The organism is Nocardia asteroides, from assembly GCF_021183625.1.
Classification (GTDB): Bacteria; Actinomycetota; Actinomycetes; order Mycobacteriales; family Mycobacteriaceae; genus Nocardia; species Nocardia asteroides_A.
On the sequence record NZ_CP089214.1, the window covers coordinates 6,344,137 to 6,360,573 of the forward strand.

19 protein-coding genes are annotated in these 16,437 nt (G+C 71.5%); 10 read left to right on the top strand and 9 right to left on the bottom strand.

All coding sequences use genetic code 11. The features are described 5' to 3' along the window. Positions 1 to 84 precede the first annotated feature (84 nt). The gene (locus LTT61_RS29305; protein WP_233021246.1) at positions 85 to 1,041 is read left to right on the top strand and encodes an LLM class F420-dependent oxidoreductase; all 957 of its coding nucleotides are present in this window, start codon (positions 85 to 87) and stop codon (positions 1,039 to 1,041) included. A 129-nt stretch (positions 1,042 to 1,170) separates the two neighbouring features. Here LTT61_RS29305 and LTT61_RS29310 read toward each other — a convergent pair whose 3' ends face one another. After that, a complete protein-coding gene (locus LTT61_RS29310) occupies positions 1,171 to 1,479 on the bottom strand; it encodes a 2Fe-2S iron-sulfur cluster-binding protein (protein WP_233017241.1) in 309 nt (102 codons plus the stop codon). Between the two features lie 70 nt (positions 1,480 to 1,549). Between LTT61_RS29310 and LTT61_RS29315 the strand changes: the two genes are divergently transcribed. From LTT61_RS29315 to LTT61_RS29340, 6 genes are read left to right on the top strand one after another with little or no spacing between them, the layout of a single operon-like run. Then, positions 1,550 to 2,950 (top strand): class I adenylate-forming enzyme family protein, encoded by a 1,401-nt coding sequence (locus LTT61_RS29315; protein ID WP_233017242.1) that lies wholly within the window; start codon positions 1,550 to 1,552, stop codon positions 2,948 to 2,950. Further along, complete coding sequence (locus LTT61_RS29320; RefSeq protein ID WP_233017243.1) at positions 2,928 to 3,863, top strand: acyl-CoA dehydrogenase family protein; 936 nt, start codon at positions 2,928 to 2,930, stop codon at positions 3,861 to 3,863. The genes LTT61_RS29315 and LTT61_RS29320 overlap by 23 nt, the downstream gene beginning before the upstream one ends. Beyond that, a complete protein-coding gene (locus LTT61_RS29325; RefSeq protein WP_233017244.1) occupies positions 3,850 to 4,938 on the top strand; it encodes an acyl-CoA dehydrogenase family protein in 1,089 nt (362 codons plus the stop codon). Before LTT61_RS29320 ends, LTT61_RS29325 begins: the two co-directional genes overlap by 14 nt. Before the next feature lie 2 nt (positions 4,939 to 4,940). Continuing rightward, entirely contained in the window at positions 4,941 to 5,705 is a 765-nt protein-coding gene (locus LTT61_RS29330; RefSeq protein WP_233017245.1) for an enoyl-CoA hydratase/isomerase family protein, read from the top strand. Positions 5,706 to 5,763: 58 nt separating this feature from the next. After that, positions 5,764 to 6,006: a CopG family transcriptional regulator gene (locus LTT61_RS29335; protein ID WP_233017246.1), complete on the top strand. Its 243-nt coding sequence runs from the start codon at positions 5,764 to 5,766 to the stop codon at positions 6,004 to 6,006. Next, a complete protein-coding gene (locus LTT61_RS29340) occupies positions 6,003 to 6,437 on the top strand; it encodes a type II toxin-antitoxin system VapC family toxin (protein WP_233017247.1) in 435 nt (144 codons plus the stop codon). Before LTT61_RS29335 ends, LTT61_RS29340 begins: the two co-directional genes overlap by 4 nt. Before the next feature lie 133 nt (positions 6,438 to 6,570). Here the strand turns inward: LTT61_RS29340 and LTT61_RS29345 are convergent, their stop codons facing one another. Further along, entirely contained in the window at positions 6,571 to 7,335 is a 765-nt protein-coding gene (locus LTT61_RS29345) for an SDR family NAD(P)-dependent oxidoreductase (RefSeq protein ID WP_233017248.1), read from the bottom strand. A gap of 76 nt (positions 7,336 to 7,411) precedes the next feature. Here LTT61_RS29345 and LTT61_RS29350 point away from each other — a divergent pair, with 76 nt between their 5' ends. Next, on the top strand, positions 7,412 to 8,557 hold the full coding sequence (locus tag LTT61_RS29350; RefSeq protein WP_233017249.1) for a thiolase family protein: 1,146 nt from the start codon (positions 7,412 to 7,414) through the stop codon (positions 8,555 to 8,557). Between the two features lie 114 nt (positions 8,558 to 8,671). Here the strand turns inward: LTT61_RS29350 and LTT61_RS29355 are convergent, their stop codons facing one another. After that, entirely contained in the window at positions 8,672 to 9,337 is a 666-nt protein-coding gene (locus LTT61_RS29355; protein WP_378612280.1) for a TetR/AcrR family transcriptional regulator, read from the bottom strand. Between the two features lie 158 nt (positions 9,338 to 9,495). Between LTT61_RS29355 and LTT61_RS29360 the strand changes: the two genes are divergently transcribed. Next, positions 9,496 to 10,278 (top strand): enoyl-CoA hydratase, encoded by a 783-nt coding sequence (locus tag LTT61_RS29360; protein ID WP_233017251.1) that lies wholly within the window; start codon positions 9,496 to 9,498, stop codon positions 10,276 to 10,278. A 44-nt stretch (positions 10,279 to 10,322) separates the two neighbouring features. Then, positions 10,323 to 10,823 (top strand): hypothetical protein, encoded by a 501-nt coding sequence (locus tag LTT61_RS29365; protein ID WP_233017252.1) that lies wholly within the window; start codon positions 10,323 to 10,325, stop codon positions 10,821 to 10,823. A gap of 65 nt (positions 10,824 to 10,888) precedes the next feature. On the opposite strand, the gene LTT61_RS32755 is transcribed toward LTT61_RS29365, so the two are convergent. The 6 genes from LTT61_RS32755 to LTT61_RS29390 all read right to left on the bottom strand — a co-directional run bounded on the left by LTT61_RS32755 (position 10,889) and on the right by LTT61_RS29390 (position 16,238). Next, positions 10,889 to 11,605 carry an amidase family protein gene (locus tag LTT61_RS32755; protein WP_332909260.1) on the bottom strand — a complete coding sequence of 239 codons (717 nt, stop codon included), beginning with the start codon at positions 11,603 to 11,605 and terminating at the stop codon, positions 10,889 to 10,891. After that, positions 11,542 to 12,339, bottom strand: a complete 798-nt coding sequence (locus tag LTT61_RS32760; RefSeq protein WP_269821816.1) for an amidase family protein — start codon at positions 12,337 to 12,339, stop codon at positions 11,542 to 11,544. The genes LTT61_RS32755 and LTT61_RS32760 overlap by 64 nt, the downstream gene beginning before the upstream one ends. Positions 12,340 to 12,477: 138 nt before the next feature. Beyond that, positions 12,478 to 13,431: an acyl-CoA dehydrogenase family protein gene (locus LTT61_RS29375; protein WP_233021247.1), complete on the bottom strand. Its 954-nt coding sequence runs from the start codon at positions 13,429 to 13,431 to the stop codon at positions 12,478 to 12,480. Between the two features lie 29 nt (positions 13,432 to 13,460). Further along, a complete protein-coding gene (locus LTT61_RS29380) occupies positions 13,461 to 14,591 on the bottom strand; it encodes an acyl-CoA dehydrogenase family protein (protein ID WP_233017253.1) in 1,131 nt (376 codons plus the stop codon). 32 nt (positions 14,592 to 14,623) lie between these two features. Then, positions 14,624 to 15,040, bottom strand: coding sequence for a nuclear transport factor 2 family protein (locus LTT61_RS29385; RefSeq protein ID WP_233017254.1), 417 nt, complete (start codon positions 15,038 to 15,040; stop codon positions 14,624 to 14,626). Next, positions 15,027 to 16,238 carry a metal-dependent hydrolase family protein gene (locus tag LTT61_RS29390; RefSeq protein WP_233021248.1) on the bottom strand — a complete coding sequence of 404 codons (1,212 nt, stop codon included), beginning with the start codon at positions 16,236 to 16,238 and terminating at the stop codon, positions 15,027 to 15,029. Before LTT61_RS29390 ends, LTT61_RS29385 begins: the two co-directional genes overlap by 14 nt. Positions 16,239 to 16,437 lie beyond the last annotated feature (199 nt).

Genomic DNA, 16,437 nt, shown 5'->3' on the forward strand with positions numbered 1-16,437 from the left:
TTGGCATTCTCATTTTCTGGAAGTAGCATATCCGTCAATGAACAACCACGTGCAAAATTGGTCTCGGACCTGGTGGGAGGCACCGTGCGCATCGGCGTGATGATCGGTCCGGAGAAGGGCGATTCCGGCCGCAAGCTGGAGCGCATGCTGCGCGACATCGAGTGGGCCGAATCGGCGGGAATGGACACCGCCTGGATTCCGCAGATCCCCACCGATTTCGACGCGCTCATCACCATCGCGGCGATGGGGCTGAAGACATCGCGGATCGAGCTCGGCACCGCGGTGGTGCCGCTGCAGGCGCAGCACCCGATCGCGCTGGCCAGGCAGGCGCTCTCCGCGCACGCCGCGGCGGGCGGGCGGCTCGCGCTCGGCGTCGGGCCGTCGCACCACTGGATCGTGCGGGACATGCTCGGGCTGCCCTACGAGAAGCCTGCCGCCTACTCCCGCGACTACCTCGACGTGCTGAACGCCGCGCTGCGCGGCACCGGCTCGGTGGACGTGGAGAACGACACCTTCACCGTGCACAACCCGCTGGACCTGGGCCCGGTGGCGCCGGTCCCGGTGCTGATCGCCGCACTCGGCCCGGTCATGCTGCGGATCGCGGGCGAGCGCACCGACGGCACCGTGCTCTGGATGGCCGACGAGCGCGCCATCGAGCACCACGTGCTGCCCAAGATCAGCAAGGCGGCCGCCGACGCGGGCAGGCCCGCGCCGCGGATCGTGGCCGGGCTGCCGGTCTGCCTCTGCGCCGCCGACCAGGTGGACGAGGCGAAGGCGCGGGCCAACCGGATCCTCGGCGAGGCCGAGGTCTCGCCGAACTACCAGCGGCTGCTGGAGCAGGGCGACGCCCGCGACATCGGCGACCTCTGCATCGCGGGCGACGAGGAGACCATCGCCGCCGGGCTGCGCCGCTACGCCGAGGCGGGCGCCACCGACCTCTCCATCCGGCTGCTCCCGATCGGCGACGATCGGGACACGCTGGTGGCGTCCAAGCGCCGCACCAGGGAGATGATCGCGGTTCTCGCCCGCGAACTGCGCTGAGCGAGTGCGCCTTCCGGCGTCGACCTGCCCGAATGCGGATCGGTCGGCGCCGGGACGCGTGCACCGTCGTGCGGCCCCGGGGCGGGGAAGGGGCCGTCGGCGGGCCGCTCCCGCCGACAGCGGGCGCTGCTACTCGTAGTCGACCGTGATGTCGGCGGTGTCCGGCACGGCCTGGCAGGTGAGGATGTACCCCTCCTCGACCTCGTCCTCGGCCAGCGCCTCGTTCTGCCGCATGGTGGCGTGCCCCTCGGTCACCACGGCGATGCAGGTGGCGCAGTTGCCCTGTTCGCAGGAGAACGGCGGGCTGAGCCCCGCGCGCCTGGCGGTCTCGAGCAGCGTCTCGCCCGAACGCCGCGGCACCGCCGTCTTCCTGCCGTTCAGGATGACGGTCACGGTGCCGTCCGTCGGACCTGAAGAACTGGGACTCGCCATGAACATCCTCCTCCTGGTACGTATATTCTAATGCAAAGAGAATTACATTCTCACCTATGCGACGGGAACTTCCAAGATGGCGGCTGACGGGACGCTCCTCTTCGAGGATCGCGCCTACACCCGGCCCGAGCTGAGCGCGCTCGCGGCCGGGTTGGCGGCCGAGCTGGCGGCCCGCGGCGTCCGCGCGGGTGACCGGGTCGCGCTCATGTCCGGCAATCGCCCCGAGTTCGTGATCGCGGTGCTCGCGGTGTGGCGGCTACGCGCCGCGGTCGTGCTGCTGAGCCCGGCCTGGAAGGCGGGCGAGGTCGCGCACGCGCTGGCGATCACCGAGCCCGCGCACGCCGTCGGCGACAACGGTGAGCTGGCCGCGCGGCTGCCGATGCGGCACCTGGACGAGCCGATCACCCCGGCCGAAGCGGTGGACGCCGCGCCCGATCCGGACGCCGACGCGGTGCTGGTCTTCAGCTCGGGCACCACCGGGCTGCCGAAGGCGGTGCGGCACACGCACGGCTCGCTCGCGGTCGCGGTGCGGCAGTGGATCGAGGTGCTCGGGCTGACCGCCGCCGACCGGCTGCAGATCGCCACGCCGCCCTCGCACATCCTCGGGCTGCTCAATATCCTCACCGTGCTGGAGGCGGGCGCGAGCATGCGGCTGCACCGCCGGTTCGACCTGGACACCGTGCTCGGCACCATCGCCGCGGAGCGGATCACGGTGGAGATGGCGGTCGCGCCGATCGCGCTCGCCCTCGCCGCGCACCCGGAGCTGGAGCGCTACGACCTGAGCTCGCTGCGCTACATCATGTGGGGCGCCACCCCGGTCACCGCCGAGGTCGCCGAGCGGGTCACCGCGCGCACCGGCGTGCCGTGGCTGCCCGCCTACGGCGCCAGCGAGCTGCCGGTGATCGCCTGCAACCCGCTGACCGGAGCCCGGCTGGACACCGTCGGCCGCGCCGCGCCCGGCGTCGAGATCCGGGTGGCCGAGCTGGGCAGCGGTGCACCGCTGCCGCCGGGCGAACTCGGCGAAATCCAGTGCCGCGCCGCCTCGATCATGGCCGGATACCTGCCGGACTCCGAGAACGCGAGCGCCTTCGCCGACGGCTGGTACCGCACCGGCGACGTCGGCCTGGTCGACGCCGACGGCTGGATCCGGCTCACCGACCGGGCCAAGGAGATGATCAAGGTGCGCGGCTTCCAGGTCGCGCCCGCCGAGATCGAAGCCGTGCTGCACGGCCACCCGCAGGTGCACGACTGCGCCGTCTTCGGCACCCCGGACGAACGCGACGGCGAGGCCGTCGTCGCCGCCGTGCGCGCCGACGGCGTCACCGCCGATGAGCTGATCGCCCTGGTCGGCACGCACCTGGCCGGCTACAAGCGGCCCCGCCGGGTCGTGTTCGTGCCCGAGATCCCGCGCCTGCCCTCCGGCAAGGTGCTGCGCCGAGTCCTCGAGGAGCGCTATGGACGTCCGACTGACCAGTGAGCAGCGGCAGCTGCGCGATGCCGCGGCGAAACTCGCCGACGACCTCGGCCCCGGTTCGGTGGCCGAGCTGGACGACGCGAAGCGGCTGGCCCGGCTGGAGAAGGCGGTGAGCACCGCGGGCTGGCGCACGCTGCGCTCGGACGGCGCCACCGGCGTCGAGGTCGCGCTCGTCGCCGAGGAGTTCGGGCGCGGGCTGGTCGACGTGCCGTTCCTCGGCCCGGTCCTCGCCGACGACCTGCGCGGGCCGGTCGACGGCTTCGCGACCATCGGGCTCGGCGGCCGCGCGATCGACATCGCGGTGCCGGGTGGCGCCCCCGACCGTCCCGCGGATGCCGCCGGGCGGCAGCGGGTGCTGCTGCTCGACGGCCGGCAGCTGCTCGCCGCCGAGGTGGGGGAGCGGCTGCCCGGCGCCGACCTCACCCGGCACACCGCCGAGATCACCGGCACCACCGAGCAGCTCGGCGAGCTCGCGCCCGAGCGGATCACCCAGTGGCAGGCGCTCGCCGTCACCACGACCACCGCCGACCTGCTCGGCGCCGCGCGTGGCGTCCAGGATCTGGCCGTCGAGTACGCGCGGATGCGCGAGCAGTACGGCCACACCATCGGCTCGTACCAGGCCGTCGCGCACCTGCTCGCGGAGAGCAGGGCGCTGATCGAGGGCTCGATCAGCGTGCTCAGGCACGCCGCCTGGGCGGTGGACGAGCTGCCGCCCGCCGAGGCGCTGCGCGCCGCTCGGATCGCCAAGATCTACACCGCCCGCGCCGCGCGCACCGTCTGCGAGACCTCGATCCAGGTGCACGGCGGCATCGGCAACACCTGGGAGTGCCTCGCGCACGTGTTCCTGCGCCGGGTGCTCACCTCGACCGAACTGTTCGGCGTCCGTCTGGAGGAGATCGACCATGGACTTTCGTGATTCGCCCGCGGAGGCCGAGTTCCGGGCGCGGCTGCGGACCTGGCTGGCCGGGGTGGCCGGCGAGTTCCCGTCCTCCGGCGACGCGTACTGGGCGCGCGCGGGCGAGTGGCACCGCGCGCTCTACGGCGCCGGGTTCTTCGGCCTCTCCTGGCCCGCCGAGTTCGGCGGGCACGCGCTTCCCCCGGTCTACGACGTGATCCTGGACGAGGAGCTGGCCGCCGCGGGCGCCCCCGCCCGGCCCAGCCTCGGCTACCTGGTGGTCGGGCTCGGCAGGCACGCGAGCCCCGAGCTCCAGCAGCGCTTCCTGCCCGGCATGATCGACGGCACGCAGCGCTGGTGCCAGGGCTTCAGCGAGCCGGGGGCCGGCTCCGACCTGGCCTCGCTGCGCACCACCGCCACCAGGGACGGCGACGACTACGTCCTGCACGGCCACAAGATCTGGACCAGCTACTCCGACGTCGCCGACTGGTGCCTGCTGCTGGCCCGCACCGACCCCGACGCGCCGCGGCACCGCGGCATCTCCGGCTTCATCGTGCCGATGAAGCAGCCCGGGATCGAGCAGCGCCCGCTCACCATGATCAGCGGCGTCACCAAGGAATTCGGGCAGGTGCTCTTCGACGGTGCCCGGGTGCCCGCCGCGCAGATGGTCGGCGCGCCCGGCGACGGCTGGAAACTGGCGATGACCGTCGTCGGCCACGAACGCGAGCCGTCCACGCTCGGCTTCGCCGCCCGCTACGCGAAGACGGTGCGGCAGTTGCAGTCCCGGGTGGACGGCCCGCAGCCGGAGGAGCTGGCCTGGGCCGCCGTGCAGACCGAGATGCTGCGGCTGCACGTCCGGCGCAGGCTCTCCGAACAGCTCGACGGCGTCACGCACGGCCCCGACGGCTCGCTGGACAAACTGCTCATGACCTGGGTCGAGCAGTCCGTCGGGCACGCCGCGCTCACCGTCGCCGGGACCGGCGACGAGGAGATGCTCGGCCACTACCTCTACAGCCGGGCCCAGAGCGTCATGGGCGGCACCTCGCAGATCCAGAAGAACATCATCGCCCAGCGCATTCTCGACCTAGGAGCCTGATCATGTACGACCTGCCCGCCGAGATCCGCGTCGACGCCGAAGGCCCGCTCCGGATCATCACGCTGAACCGCCCCGACGCGCTCAACGCGGTGAACGACAGCCTGCACACCGGGCTGGCGAAGCTCTGGCCGCAGCTCGACGACGACCCCGAGGCGCGGGTCGCCGTGCTCACCGGCGCGGGCAAGGCCTTCTCCGCCGGCGGCGACTTCGCCTACCTCGCGGAGCTGGCGCAGGACGCGCCGCTGCGCGCCAAGACGATCCGGCACGGCCGCGAGATCGTGCTCGGCATGGCCCGGCTGCGGCTCCCGCTCGTCACCGCCGTGAACGGCCCCGCCGTCGGCCTCGGTTGCAGCCTGGTCGCGCTCAGCGACATCGCCTACATCGCCGAGACCGCGTACCTGAAAGACCCGCACGTGCAGGTCGGGCTGGTCGCCGCCGACGGCGGCCCGCTCACCTGGCCGCTGCACACCAGCCTGCTGCTCGCCAAGGAGTACGCGCTCACCGGCGCCAAGATCCCCGCCGAGCGGGCCCGCGAGATGGGGCTGGTGAACCACGTCGTCGCCGACCCCCTCACCGAGGCGCTCGCCGCCGCCAAGCGCATTCTCGAGTTGCCGCAGCAGGCGGTCGAGAGCACCAAGCGGCTGCTCAACCTGCACCTGGAGCGCGCGGTGCTGGCCACGCTCGACTACGCCAACGCCGCCGAGGATCTTTCGTTCCAGCATCCGGATTTCCACGCGACGATCGCGAAGCTCACCGCGGGGAAGTAGGGGTCCCGGCGGGCAGGCAGCCCATTGGGTGGTGGACGTGGGTGGTACCATATGTGGCATGGTGAAGACGACGGTGTACCTGCCGGACGAGCTGGAACTCAGGCTCGATGCGGAAGCGTCGGCGACCGGGGTGAGCAAGGCGGAGCTCATTCGCCGTGGCATCGCCATGCTGCTCGACGCGTCCGACCGCCCGCGCAACGACGCGCCGCTGCCGGTGTTCCGCAGCGGGCGCTCGCGCGATACCGATGAGATGCGTGACGATATCTATCAGCAGATCAAGCAGCGGTCGGGCCGTCGGTGATCGTTGTCGCCGACACATCGGCGCTCTTCGCGGCGTTCGATGCCGACCAGGATGAACACGAGCAAGCGCTGCGGGTGATGGAGCGGGAAACCCTGATCATCTCGCCGCTCGTGCTGACCGAGCTGGATCATCTGACTCGGCGCGATCTCGGTTTCGCGGCGGCCATGAACATCACCGATGCCCTGCTGAATCGTGCTATCGAGGGACGGTATCGACTCGCCGAGCTGAAGCATGTCGATCTGTCGACAGCGCAGAGTGTTCGGGCCAAGTACGAAGGCTTACAGCTGGATCTCGCCGACGCTGTCGGCGTCGCGCTCGCCGACAAGTACAAGACCGATCAAGTCTTCACCCTCGATCAGCGTGATTTTCGCGCAATCGAACCCCTGACTCCGGATTTCCGCTCGTTCCGGATCCTTCCCGCTGATCTCTAGGTCGGCTGCGTCGCGAGGCGGAGGAGACGAAGCGGCAGAAGCGGGGTCGAGGTCGAGGTCGAGGCCGGGTTCGCCCTTTCGGGCGGCCCGGCCTTCGTCATGTCGGTCGCCGGCGCCTCGGCGCCGACCGGCACTACCTCGGCGGGAAGCGCAGGGCGCCGTCCAGGCGGATGACCTCACCGTTGAGGTAATCGTTCTCGATGATGCTCACCGCGAGCTTCGCGTACTCGTCCGAGCGCCCCATCCGCTTGGGGAACGGGATCTGCGGGGACCAGTACGCCTCGAGCTTGTCGGCGTTCTGCCCGTAGGCGGGGGTGTTGATGGTGCCGGGGGCGATGGAGACGACGCGGATGCCGAGCGGGGAGAGGTCGCGGGCGGCGACCAGGGTGATGGCGGCGACGCCGCCCTTGGCCGCGGCGTAGGGGAGCTGGCCGATCTGGCCCTCGTAGCCGGCGATCGAGGAGGTGGTGACGATGACGCCGCGGGCGCCCTCCTCGAGCGGCTCGCTGCGGGCGATGCCCTCGGCGGAGAGCCGGAGCACGTTGAAGACCGCGGTCAGGTAGAACTCGATCGTGGTGCGGAAGCCGTCGAGAGAGAGCGCCTTTCCGTCCTTGCCGATCAGCCGCCCGCCGGTGGCGGGGCCGCCGTGGGTGTCGACCGCGATGCGCAGCGGGCCGAGCGACTCCGCCTCCTCGACGGCGGCGCGCACCGAGTCCTCGTCGGTGGCGTCGGTGTGCACGTAGCGGATGCCGAGTTCGCTCGCGAGCTCCTTGCCCTTGTCGTCGGCCACGTCGGCCACGACGATGCGCGCGCCCGCGGCGTGCAACCTCCGCACGGTCGCCTCGCCCAGCCCACCGGTACCGCCGACGACGAGCGCGGAGCCTCCATCGATCTGCATGTCGCAATCCCTTCTCGCAAGTCGTACTCTCGAATACAAAGAATACTATTCTCACCACGAACCGGGGAGGCCCTCCATGCCCGAAGCCGTCATCGTCTCCGCGCTGCGGACACCGATCGGTACCGCCAGGAAGGGGACGCTGCGCGACACCAACGCCTTCGACCTGGCCCACCACGTGGTGAGCGCGGCCGCCGAGGGGCTGGATACCGCGCGGCTCGACGACGTCATCCTCGGCGAGGGCCGCTACGGCGGCGGCGTGCTGGCCAGGCACGCGGCGGTCACCGCCGGGCTCACGACGGTGCCGGGGCTGGCGCAGAACCGGCACTGCGCGGCCGGGATGGCCGCGGTGCAGTCCGCGGCGGCAGGCATCAGGTCCGGGATGGACGAGCTGATCATCGCGGGCGGCGTGAACAGCGACTCCACCGCGCCGCGCGCCCGCTTCAAGGTCGGCGAGGACGAGTGGATCGACCCGTGGACCTCGCCCAGCCACCCGGACCGCCCGGACGCCCCGGCCATGGACATGTCCATCACGGTGGGCTGGAACGCCGCGGTCCGCGCCGGGCTCACCCGCGAGGAGCAGGACGCCTGGGCGCTGCGCTCGCACCGCAACGCCATCGCGGCGATCGACGAGGGGCGCTTCAAGGAGGAGATCGTCCCGATCGAGACCCCGCACGGCCTCTTCGACACCGACGAGCACCCGCGCCGGGAGACCAGCCTGGAGAAGCTGGCCTCGCTCAAGGTGCTGCACCCGGAGATCGAGGGCTTCTCGATCACCGCGGGCAACGCCTCCGGCGCCAACGACGGCGCCGCGGCGCTCGCCATCGCCAGCGACAAGCTGGGGCTGCCCGCGCTCGGCTACATCCGGGCCTGGGCCTCGGTCGGCGTGGATCCGGCGGTCACCGGGCTGGCGCCGATCGAGGCGATCACCAAGGTGGTGCGCCGGGCCGGGATCACGCTGGGCCAGGTGAAGCTGATCGAGATCAACGAGGCGTTCGCCTCGGTGCCGATCGCCACCATCAAGGCGCTCGACCTGAATCCGGAGATCGTGAACTACAGCGGCAGCGGGTGCTCGCTCGGCCACCCGGTGGCGGCGACCGGCGCCCGCATGATCGTCACGCTGGTGCACGAGCTGCGCCGCCGCGGCGGCGGCTTCGGCATCGCGGCGCTCTGCGCGGGCGGCGGCATGGGGTCGGCGACCGTGATCGAGGTCCCCGCCCCCTGAAACGGGTGAGCGAGCGGAGGGCGGCGTCCCTCCGCTCGCTCCCGCGTGCGTTCGTTCTCTCCGGCGGCCCACCGGACACCCTCACCGTGTCCGGACCCGGGGATTCGTTCCTTGCTACCCGCGCGCGAAACCGTGCGCGCAGAAGTTCCACACCTCGGTGGCGGTGATCGGATGCTGCGTCTCCTCGTCCACCGCGCCGGTGGACTGGGCGGTGAACATGACCGTCTGCATCACCATGGCGGCGGTGCGGCGGGAGTTCATGTCCTGGCCCAGCTCGCCCTTCTCCTTGGCCTGGTCCATCAACTCGGTGAAGAGCGCGAGCATGGGCGCGTGCGCCACCTTGACGTGACCCGGGTGCGAGACGAGCAGCTGCGGGGCGAAGTCGGTGAAGAGCGGGCGCTGCGCCGCCGGATCCGGCCGGCACAGCTCGAAGAGCAGCTCGACCGCGACCTGGAGCTTGTCCATCGGGTCGGTCTGGCCGTCGGCGGCCGCGCGCAGCTGCTCGGAGGTGCGCGCCAGCGCGTCCTCGAAGAGCGCGAGCAGCAGCTCGTGTTTGCCGTCGAACTGCAGGTAGAAGCTGCGCAGCGACTGGCGGGAGCGGTCGACGACCTCCTGCACGGTGAAGTCGGTGCTTCCCTTCTCCGTGATGATGGCCTGGGCGGCGTCGAGGAAACGCTGCACGCGCTCCTCCGCGCGTAGCTTCGCCGAGCGCAGCGACCGCTCGATCGCGCGCTGCTTCCAGGCCGGCTTCTCGCTCGGGCTGGTCACGGGCACCTCGATCCCCGGTCATATGAAGAGAACATGAATGCACTGTACCGGAGAACGTCATGCGACAGTGCCGTCACGGTACGCATGTTCCGTCTTTCCAGAGACTATAACTTCCGCAACTGAGAATGTTATTCTCGCTCTCATCGCACCCCGGCGGCAAGGAGCACGTCTTGTACATCCGTTACGAAGTCGCTGACCGTATCGCCACCATCACCCTGGACCGGCCCGAAGTGGCCAACGCCCAGAACAGTGAGCTGCTGGACGAACTCGACGCCGCGTGGACCCGCGCCGCCGAGGACACGGAGGTCGCGGTGATCGTGCTGCGGGCGGAGGGCAAACATTTCTCCTCCGGGCACGATCTCAAGGCAGGCAAGGGCTGGACGGACAAGATCACGCTGGAGCAGATCTACGGCTCCGAGTCGCAGCGGTACCTCGGGTACTCGCTGCGCTGGCGCAACGTGCCCAAACCGTCCATCGCGGCGGTGCAGGGCCGGTGCATCGCCGGTGGCCTGCTGCTGTGCTGGCCCTGCGACCTGATCGTGGCCGCCGAGGACGCGCTGTTCTCCGATCCCGTGGTGATGATGGGGATCGGTGGCGTCGAATACCACGGCCACACCTGGGAGCTCGGCGCCCGCAAGGCGAAGGAGATCCTGTTCACCGGCCGGCCGGTCACCGCCGAGGAGGCGCGCCAGACCGGCATGGTGAACACCGTGGTGCCGCGGGACGAGCTCGACTCGCACACCAGGCAACTGGCCGCGCACATCGCGACCATGCCCGCCTTCGGCCTGCGCCAGGCCAAACGGGCCGTCAACCAGACGCTGGACGTGCAGGGCTTCTACGCGGCCATCCAGTCGGTGTTCGACTCCCATCAGACCGGGCACGGGAACGCGTTGAGCGTCAACGGTTTCCCGGTTCTGGTTCATCTGGACGATATGAAGGCCAAGATGCAGTAGGTCCGGAAATCGTCCGTTCCCTCCCCCTGAAACGAGGAAGTTTCATGCGCGAATCCCTCTTCCGCAAGGCGACAGCGTGTATCGGTCTCGCGGTCGTCGCGTCCGCCGTGCTGGTCGGCTGCGGCTCGGACGACGAGTCCGACGCGGCCACGAGCACCAAGGCCGCCGCCACCACGACGGCCGCGCCCGCCACCGCCGACGCGGCGACCACGCAGGCGATCACCCAGGCATACACCACCTTCTTCGACGCCACGCAGCCCGCCGACAAGCGGGCCGCGCAGGTGCAGAGCGGTGATGCCTTCCTGCAGATCCTGCAGGCGCAGGCGAGCAACCCGCAGGGCCAGGGCACCACGGTCTCGGTCGGCGCGATCAAGCTGGTCGACGCGAGCAATGCCGATGTCGGCTACTCGCTGCTGATCAACGGCGCGCCGGTGCTCCCGGACCAGACCGGGCAGGCGGTGAAGGAGGGCAGCACCTGGAAGGTCGCCTCGGCCACCTTCTGCGCGCTGATCGCCATCCAGGGCGGCACCTCGACCGCCTGCTGACCCGTCGGGTCCGCCGAACGCCCGGTACCGGAGATCGCTCCGGTACCGGGCGTTCCGGTAGGCGGCTACCGCGGTGGCAGGAAGCCGCCGAGTTTCCGCTCGAGCAGCTCGGCCAGCCGCAGCGGGGTGCGGTCCTCGAACATCGGGCCGAGGAGCTGCACCCCCACCGGCAGCCCCCCGGGGGATCGGCCCGCGGGGACGGCCGTGGCGGGCAGCCCGGGCAGGCCGGCCACACCGGCCCAGACGAGCTGATCGAAGTACGGGTGTTCGACGCCGTCGATATCGACGCGCCGGGTCTCCAGATCGCCGCTGTGGTCGTGCGGGAAGGCGGGGGTGGGCGTGATCGGGCACACCACGGCGTCGAACTCGCCGAAGAGCCGCCGCCAGTCGTGGCGGTGGAGTTCGCGGCGGGTGTTCGCCTCGACCCAGTCGCGATGGCTGAGAACCATGCCGCGCGATCGTGCCGCAGCCAGACCGCGGTCGTCCGCGCCGAGGGCGGCGGCGTGGGTCCGGAGCTGGTCGTAGACGTCGGTGGGCAGACCGGCGGCGGCGTTCGACAGCATCAGCAGCAGGTAGAGCGTCGCCGCTTCGGTCAGGTCGGGCAGTAGCGGGCTGTGCCGTTCGACGCGGGTGCCCCCGTCGAGGAGTGCGTCGGCGACCCGGTTCACGGCGGCCCGCACGGCCGAGCCGGTCGGGATGAGGGGGTGGTCCTCGACGATCAGGACGCGGAAGTCGGCGAGCCGCTCGTGGCGCGGGGGTGGCAGGGCGAGGTGGTAGGCGATGCCGTGGGTGAGCGGGTCGGGTCCGCCATCACGTCGAGCAGCAGCGCGAGGTCACCGGCGGTGCGCGCCATCGGCCCCGCGACGGCGATGTCGAGGTCGATCGGCAGGGCGGGCGCGGGCGGGGCGGCCATGCCGCGGGTCGGCGCCAGCCCGAGCGTCGGCTTGTGCGCGTAGACGCCGCAGAAGTGCGCGGGGGTGCGCAGCGAACCGGCGAGGTCGGAGCCGATGGACAGCGCGCCGAAACCGGCGGCCAGCGCCGCGGCCGACCCGCCGGACGACCCGCCCGGGGTGCGGTCGTGGTCCCACGGGTTGCGGGTGGTGCCGTAGATGTCGTTGAAGGTCTGGATGTCGCGCAGCATGAACGGCACGTTGGTCTTGCCGAGGATCACCGCGCCCGCCGCCTGCACCCGCGACACCTGCACCGCGTCCTCGGTCGGGATGTGGTCCCGGTGTGCGGGCATGCCCCAGGTCGTCGGCAGCCCGGCGATGTCGTAGGACTCCTTGACCGTGATCGGGATACCGAGCAGCGGCCGCTCCGCGCCGCGGGCCCGCGCCCGGTCGGCACGGTGTGCCGCGGCCCGCGCCCGGTCGAAATCCGGGACGCAGATCGCGTTGATCGCCTCGTCGTCGCGTTCGATGCGGGCGATCGCCTCGTCGGTGAGCTCCACCGAGGTCACCTCGCCCGCCCGCATGGCCGCTGAAAGCTCTCCTGCCGAGCACAGACTCCACTCCATGGCTCCGACGCTAGCGGCCCGCCGCCGAGGGCATGAAACGCGCGTTCGCGCAACGGGATACCGACCTCGAGATCCACTCGGCACGGCCGCGCCGAGCACGATCGGCCGCGCGGCCGTGCGTGCCCGCTGTGGTGCCGGTCAGAGCTGGGCGAGCCGGGGTGCCGCGCCCGCGTTCCGGATGTAGGCGCCTGCCTCGCGGGTGAGTTCCCGTGCGCTGCCGAGCAGTCCGTCCAGCACCAGGGTGCGGCGCACGTGGCCCTGCAGCGCGTGCTCGGCGGTGAAGCCGATGCCGCCGAGCACCTGCTGGCAGTGCCTGGCCGCGGTCAGCCCCGCCTGCCCGGCCGCGGCCTTCGCCAGCAGCGCGGCGTGCGTCGCGGCCTCGGCCGGGTCGAGGCCGTGCACCGCCGGGGCGGTACCGGCCACGGTGGCCGCCGCGGCCGCCTCGTCGGCGACGAGCAGCGCGGCCTCGGCGCCGTCCAGGGCGACGAGGGTTTCGGCGAGGCGGTGCCTGACCGCCTGGAACGAGGCGAGCGGGCGGCCGAACTGGGTGCGCTCCAGCACGTGCGTGCGGGCGAGGGCGAGCATGGCGTGGCCGGTGCCGAGCAGCCACCAGCCCAGCGCCCGGCGCCCCTCGGCGAGCGCGTGCGCGGGCAGCGTCGCCCCCGCCGCGGCCGCGCGCAGCGGCAGCGCCTCGTCCACCGAGCCGGGAACGAGGTCGCCGCCCGACCCGTCTCTGTCGGGCCGGTGCCCGCCCGCGCTGGTCTCGCCCGCGTGCCGGCTGTTCGCGTCGTACCCGATCCCGCTGGAGCCGACCCCGTCCGCGCCGGGTCCGCCTGCCGAGGGCGATTCGGACCACTCCACCCACCGGCCGCCCGCGAAGGGCAGGGCCGAGGGGGCGGCGCCGGCGTGCCGGAGCACGTCGAGCAGCAGCGGGGCGTGCGCACCGGTCTCCCCGAGCAGCCGGAAGACCAGCGGAACGGCGAGCTCGGGCGCGTCGTCGAGCAGGTCGGGCCAGCCGAGCTCGCCGAGCGCGGTGACCAGCTCCGGGCCGGAGGCGCGGGACAGGGTGCGGCGCAGGGTGTCGGTGAGCATCGCCAGTTCGGCGGCGTCCAGGGTCACGCCTACTCCTTTCCGAGGTCGAGCAGGCGGCGCGCGATGATGTTGCGCTGGATCTCGGCGGTGCCGCCGTAGATGGTGGCCGCCCGCGAGTACAGGAACTCGGTGCGCCACGGCCCGTCGTCCAGCTCGACCGCGCCGGGCAGCAGCTCCCGCGCGGTGTCGAAGAGCCGCTGCTCGGCGGTGGCGAGCAGCACCTTGTCGATCGAGGTCTCCGGGCCCAGCCTGGCGCCGGCGGCGAGGTTGCGCTGGGTGCCGCGGGAGCGGCTGCGCACCTGGTGCAGCGCCAGGTAGGCGGCGCCGAGCGCGGCGTCGTCGGTCTGCGTGGTCTGCTCGAGCACCTGGTCCAGCCGGGTGAAGAGGTAGGCGATGCGGTGCCAGAAGCAGGTGGAGCGCTCGTGCGGGAGCAGGTCCATGGCGACCCGCCAGCCGTCGCCCGGTTTGCCGAGCATGCGGTCGGCGGGGACGACCACGTCGTCGAAGAACACCTCGGCGAACTCGTCGACGCCGTGCATGGTGCGCAGCGGGCGGACGGTGATGCCGGGGGAGTCCATGTCGACGAAGAACGCGGTGATCCCGTCGTGGCCGGGCCCGGTGCGGGTGAGCAGGACGCAGCGGGCCGCGTACTGCGCCAGGCTGGTCCAGACCTTCTGCCCGGAGACCACCCAGGTGTCGCCGTCGGGGACGGCCTTGGTGCTGAGCGAGGCCAGGTCGCTGCCGGAGCCGGGCTCGGAGAAGCCCTGGCACCACTGCTCGCGGCCGGAGAGCAGCAGCGGCACCATCTCGGCGGCCAGCTCCGGGCGGGCGTAGGAGATCATGGTCGGCGCGAGCACCTCGATCATCGACCAGATGCCGGGCTCGGCCAGGTCGCGGGAGGCGATCTCCTCGCCGAGCACGGCGCGCAGCGCGGCCGGGCCGCCGAGCCCGCCCACCTCGGTGGGCCAGCCGTAGCGGATCCAGTCCGCGTCGAAGAGCGCGCTCCGCACCCGCAGCAGCTGCGCCACCTGCCCGTCGAGGGAGTGGTCCGGATCGGGGGAGAGGTCGTGCTCCGCCAGCCAGGCCCGCAGCGCCGAACGGAACTCCGCGACGCCAGGCGCACCGGCGAAGCCTGCCCCCGCCGCGCCTCCGCCGCTCACGCCCGCTCCCGCGGCCGGGTCCGCATCACCGCTCATCCCTTGGTGCGCTCGAAGGCGTGCGGAATCCCGGAGTCGTGATCCCCGCTGCGCCGGATGAAGGTCATCCGCCGCGTCTTGATCCGCCACCCGTCCGCGGTGCGCACCAGCGCGTCGGTGTAGTACCCGATGCGCATGTCGTGCGTGCTCTGGTCGATGAAGCAGAGCGGCTGGGTGCCCTCGGCGGTGTCGCCGTCGATCTCCAGCACCGGGAGCCCGGTCAGGAAGAGCCCCTTGGGCGCCGCCGCGACGAGGTCGGGGAAGAGGTCGAGGGTGTAGGTGTCGCCGAAGGCGCTGTAGCTGCCGTCCGGGGTGAAGACCGCGAGCAGCCCCTCGATATCGCCCTTGGTGATGGTCACCGCGTACCGGGCCAGTGTCTGCTGGATCTCCAGCAGGTCGTCACTTCTGGACATGGATCTTTCCGCCTTTCATCACGAACCGCACGTCCCTGGTGTGCGTGATGTCCTCGATCGGGTCGCCGGGGATGCCGATCACGTCGGCCAGCAACCCCTCGGCGAGCCGCCCGCGGTCCTCGACGCCGATCAGCTCGGCGCCGCGGATCGTGGCCGCGCGCAGCACGTCCACCGCGGGCAGTCCGCGCTCCACCAGCGCCACCAGTTCGTCGGCATTGCGGCCGTGCGGGATCGCGGGCGCGTCGGTGCCGACGGCGATCTTCACCCCGGCCTTGTACGCGGCCAGCACCGAGGTGCGGGCCTTGGGGAACATCAGCGCGGCCTTGGCCTGCAGCTCCGGCTCGGCCTTCGACACGTCCATGGCGTCGGCGAGCCGGGTGGTCGGCACCAGCCAGGTGCCGTGCTCGACCATGAGGTCGATGGCCTCGTCGTCGATGAGGAAGCCGTGCTCGATGCAGTCGATGCCTGCCGCGACGGCGTGCTTGACCGCGTCCGCGCCGTGCGTGTGCGCGGCGACCCTGAGCCCGCGGCGGTGCGCCTCGTCGACGATGGCGCGCAGCTCCTCGTCCGAGTAGTGTTGCGCGCCGGGCGCGCCGGTGAGCGACATGACCCCGCCGGAGACGCAGATCTTGATCAGCTGCGCGCCGTGCTTGATCTGGTACCGGACGGCCTTGCGCACCTCGTCGACGCCGTTGGCGAGCCCCTCCTCGACGGTCAGCTTGAGCACGTCGGGGGCGAAGGCGGCGAACATGGTCGGGTCCAGGTGCCCGCCGGTGGGGGTGATGGCGTGCCCGGCGGGCACGATCCGCGGCCCCTCGATCCAGCCCTGGTCGATCGCCTTGCCGAGCGCGACGTCGAGCAGGTAGCCGCCGGTCTTGACGAAGAGCCCGAGGTTGCGCACCGTGGTGAACCCCGCGCGCAGCGTGCGCCGCGCGTTGCCGACGGCGCGCAGCACGCGCAGCGCCGGGTCGTCCTTCACGCTGGAGGAGAGCCCGGTCTCGCCGCGCCCGCCCATCAGCAGGTTGACCTCCATGTCGAGCAGCCCCGGCAGCAGGATGAGATCGCCGAGATCGACGACCTCACCCCGCGCCGGACCACCGACCCCGACGATCCGATCGCCCTCGATGTGCAGGATGCCGGGCCGGACGATCTCACCGGAGTCGACATCGAGCAGCCCAGCCGCCTCGAGCGTCAGCACAGTCATCGGCGGCACCTTCCTTTCCTGCAAGGAGAATTACGTTCTCAAAATCCAACTAGTAGATTTCCATGCAGGCGGGGCCCTGTCAACGTCGGTCGCGGGCCGACTCGGCCGGGCGCTCGACATGCACCATGCATAGTGGCACTCTCTCAAAATCAGATATTGATTATCCAAATCTGAGAAGATAGTTTCCGTTGCA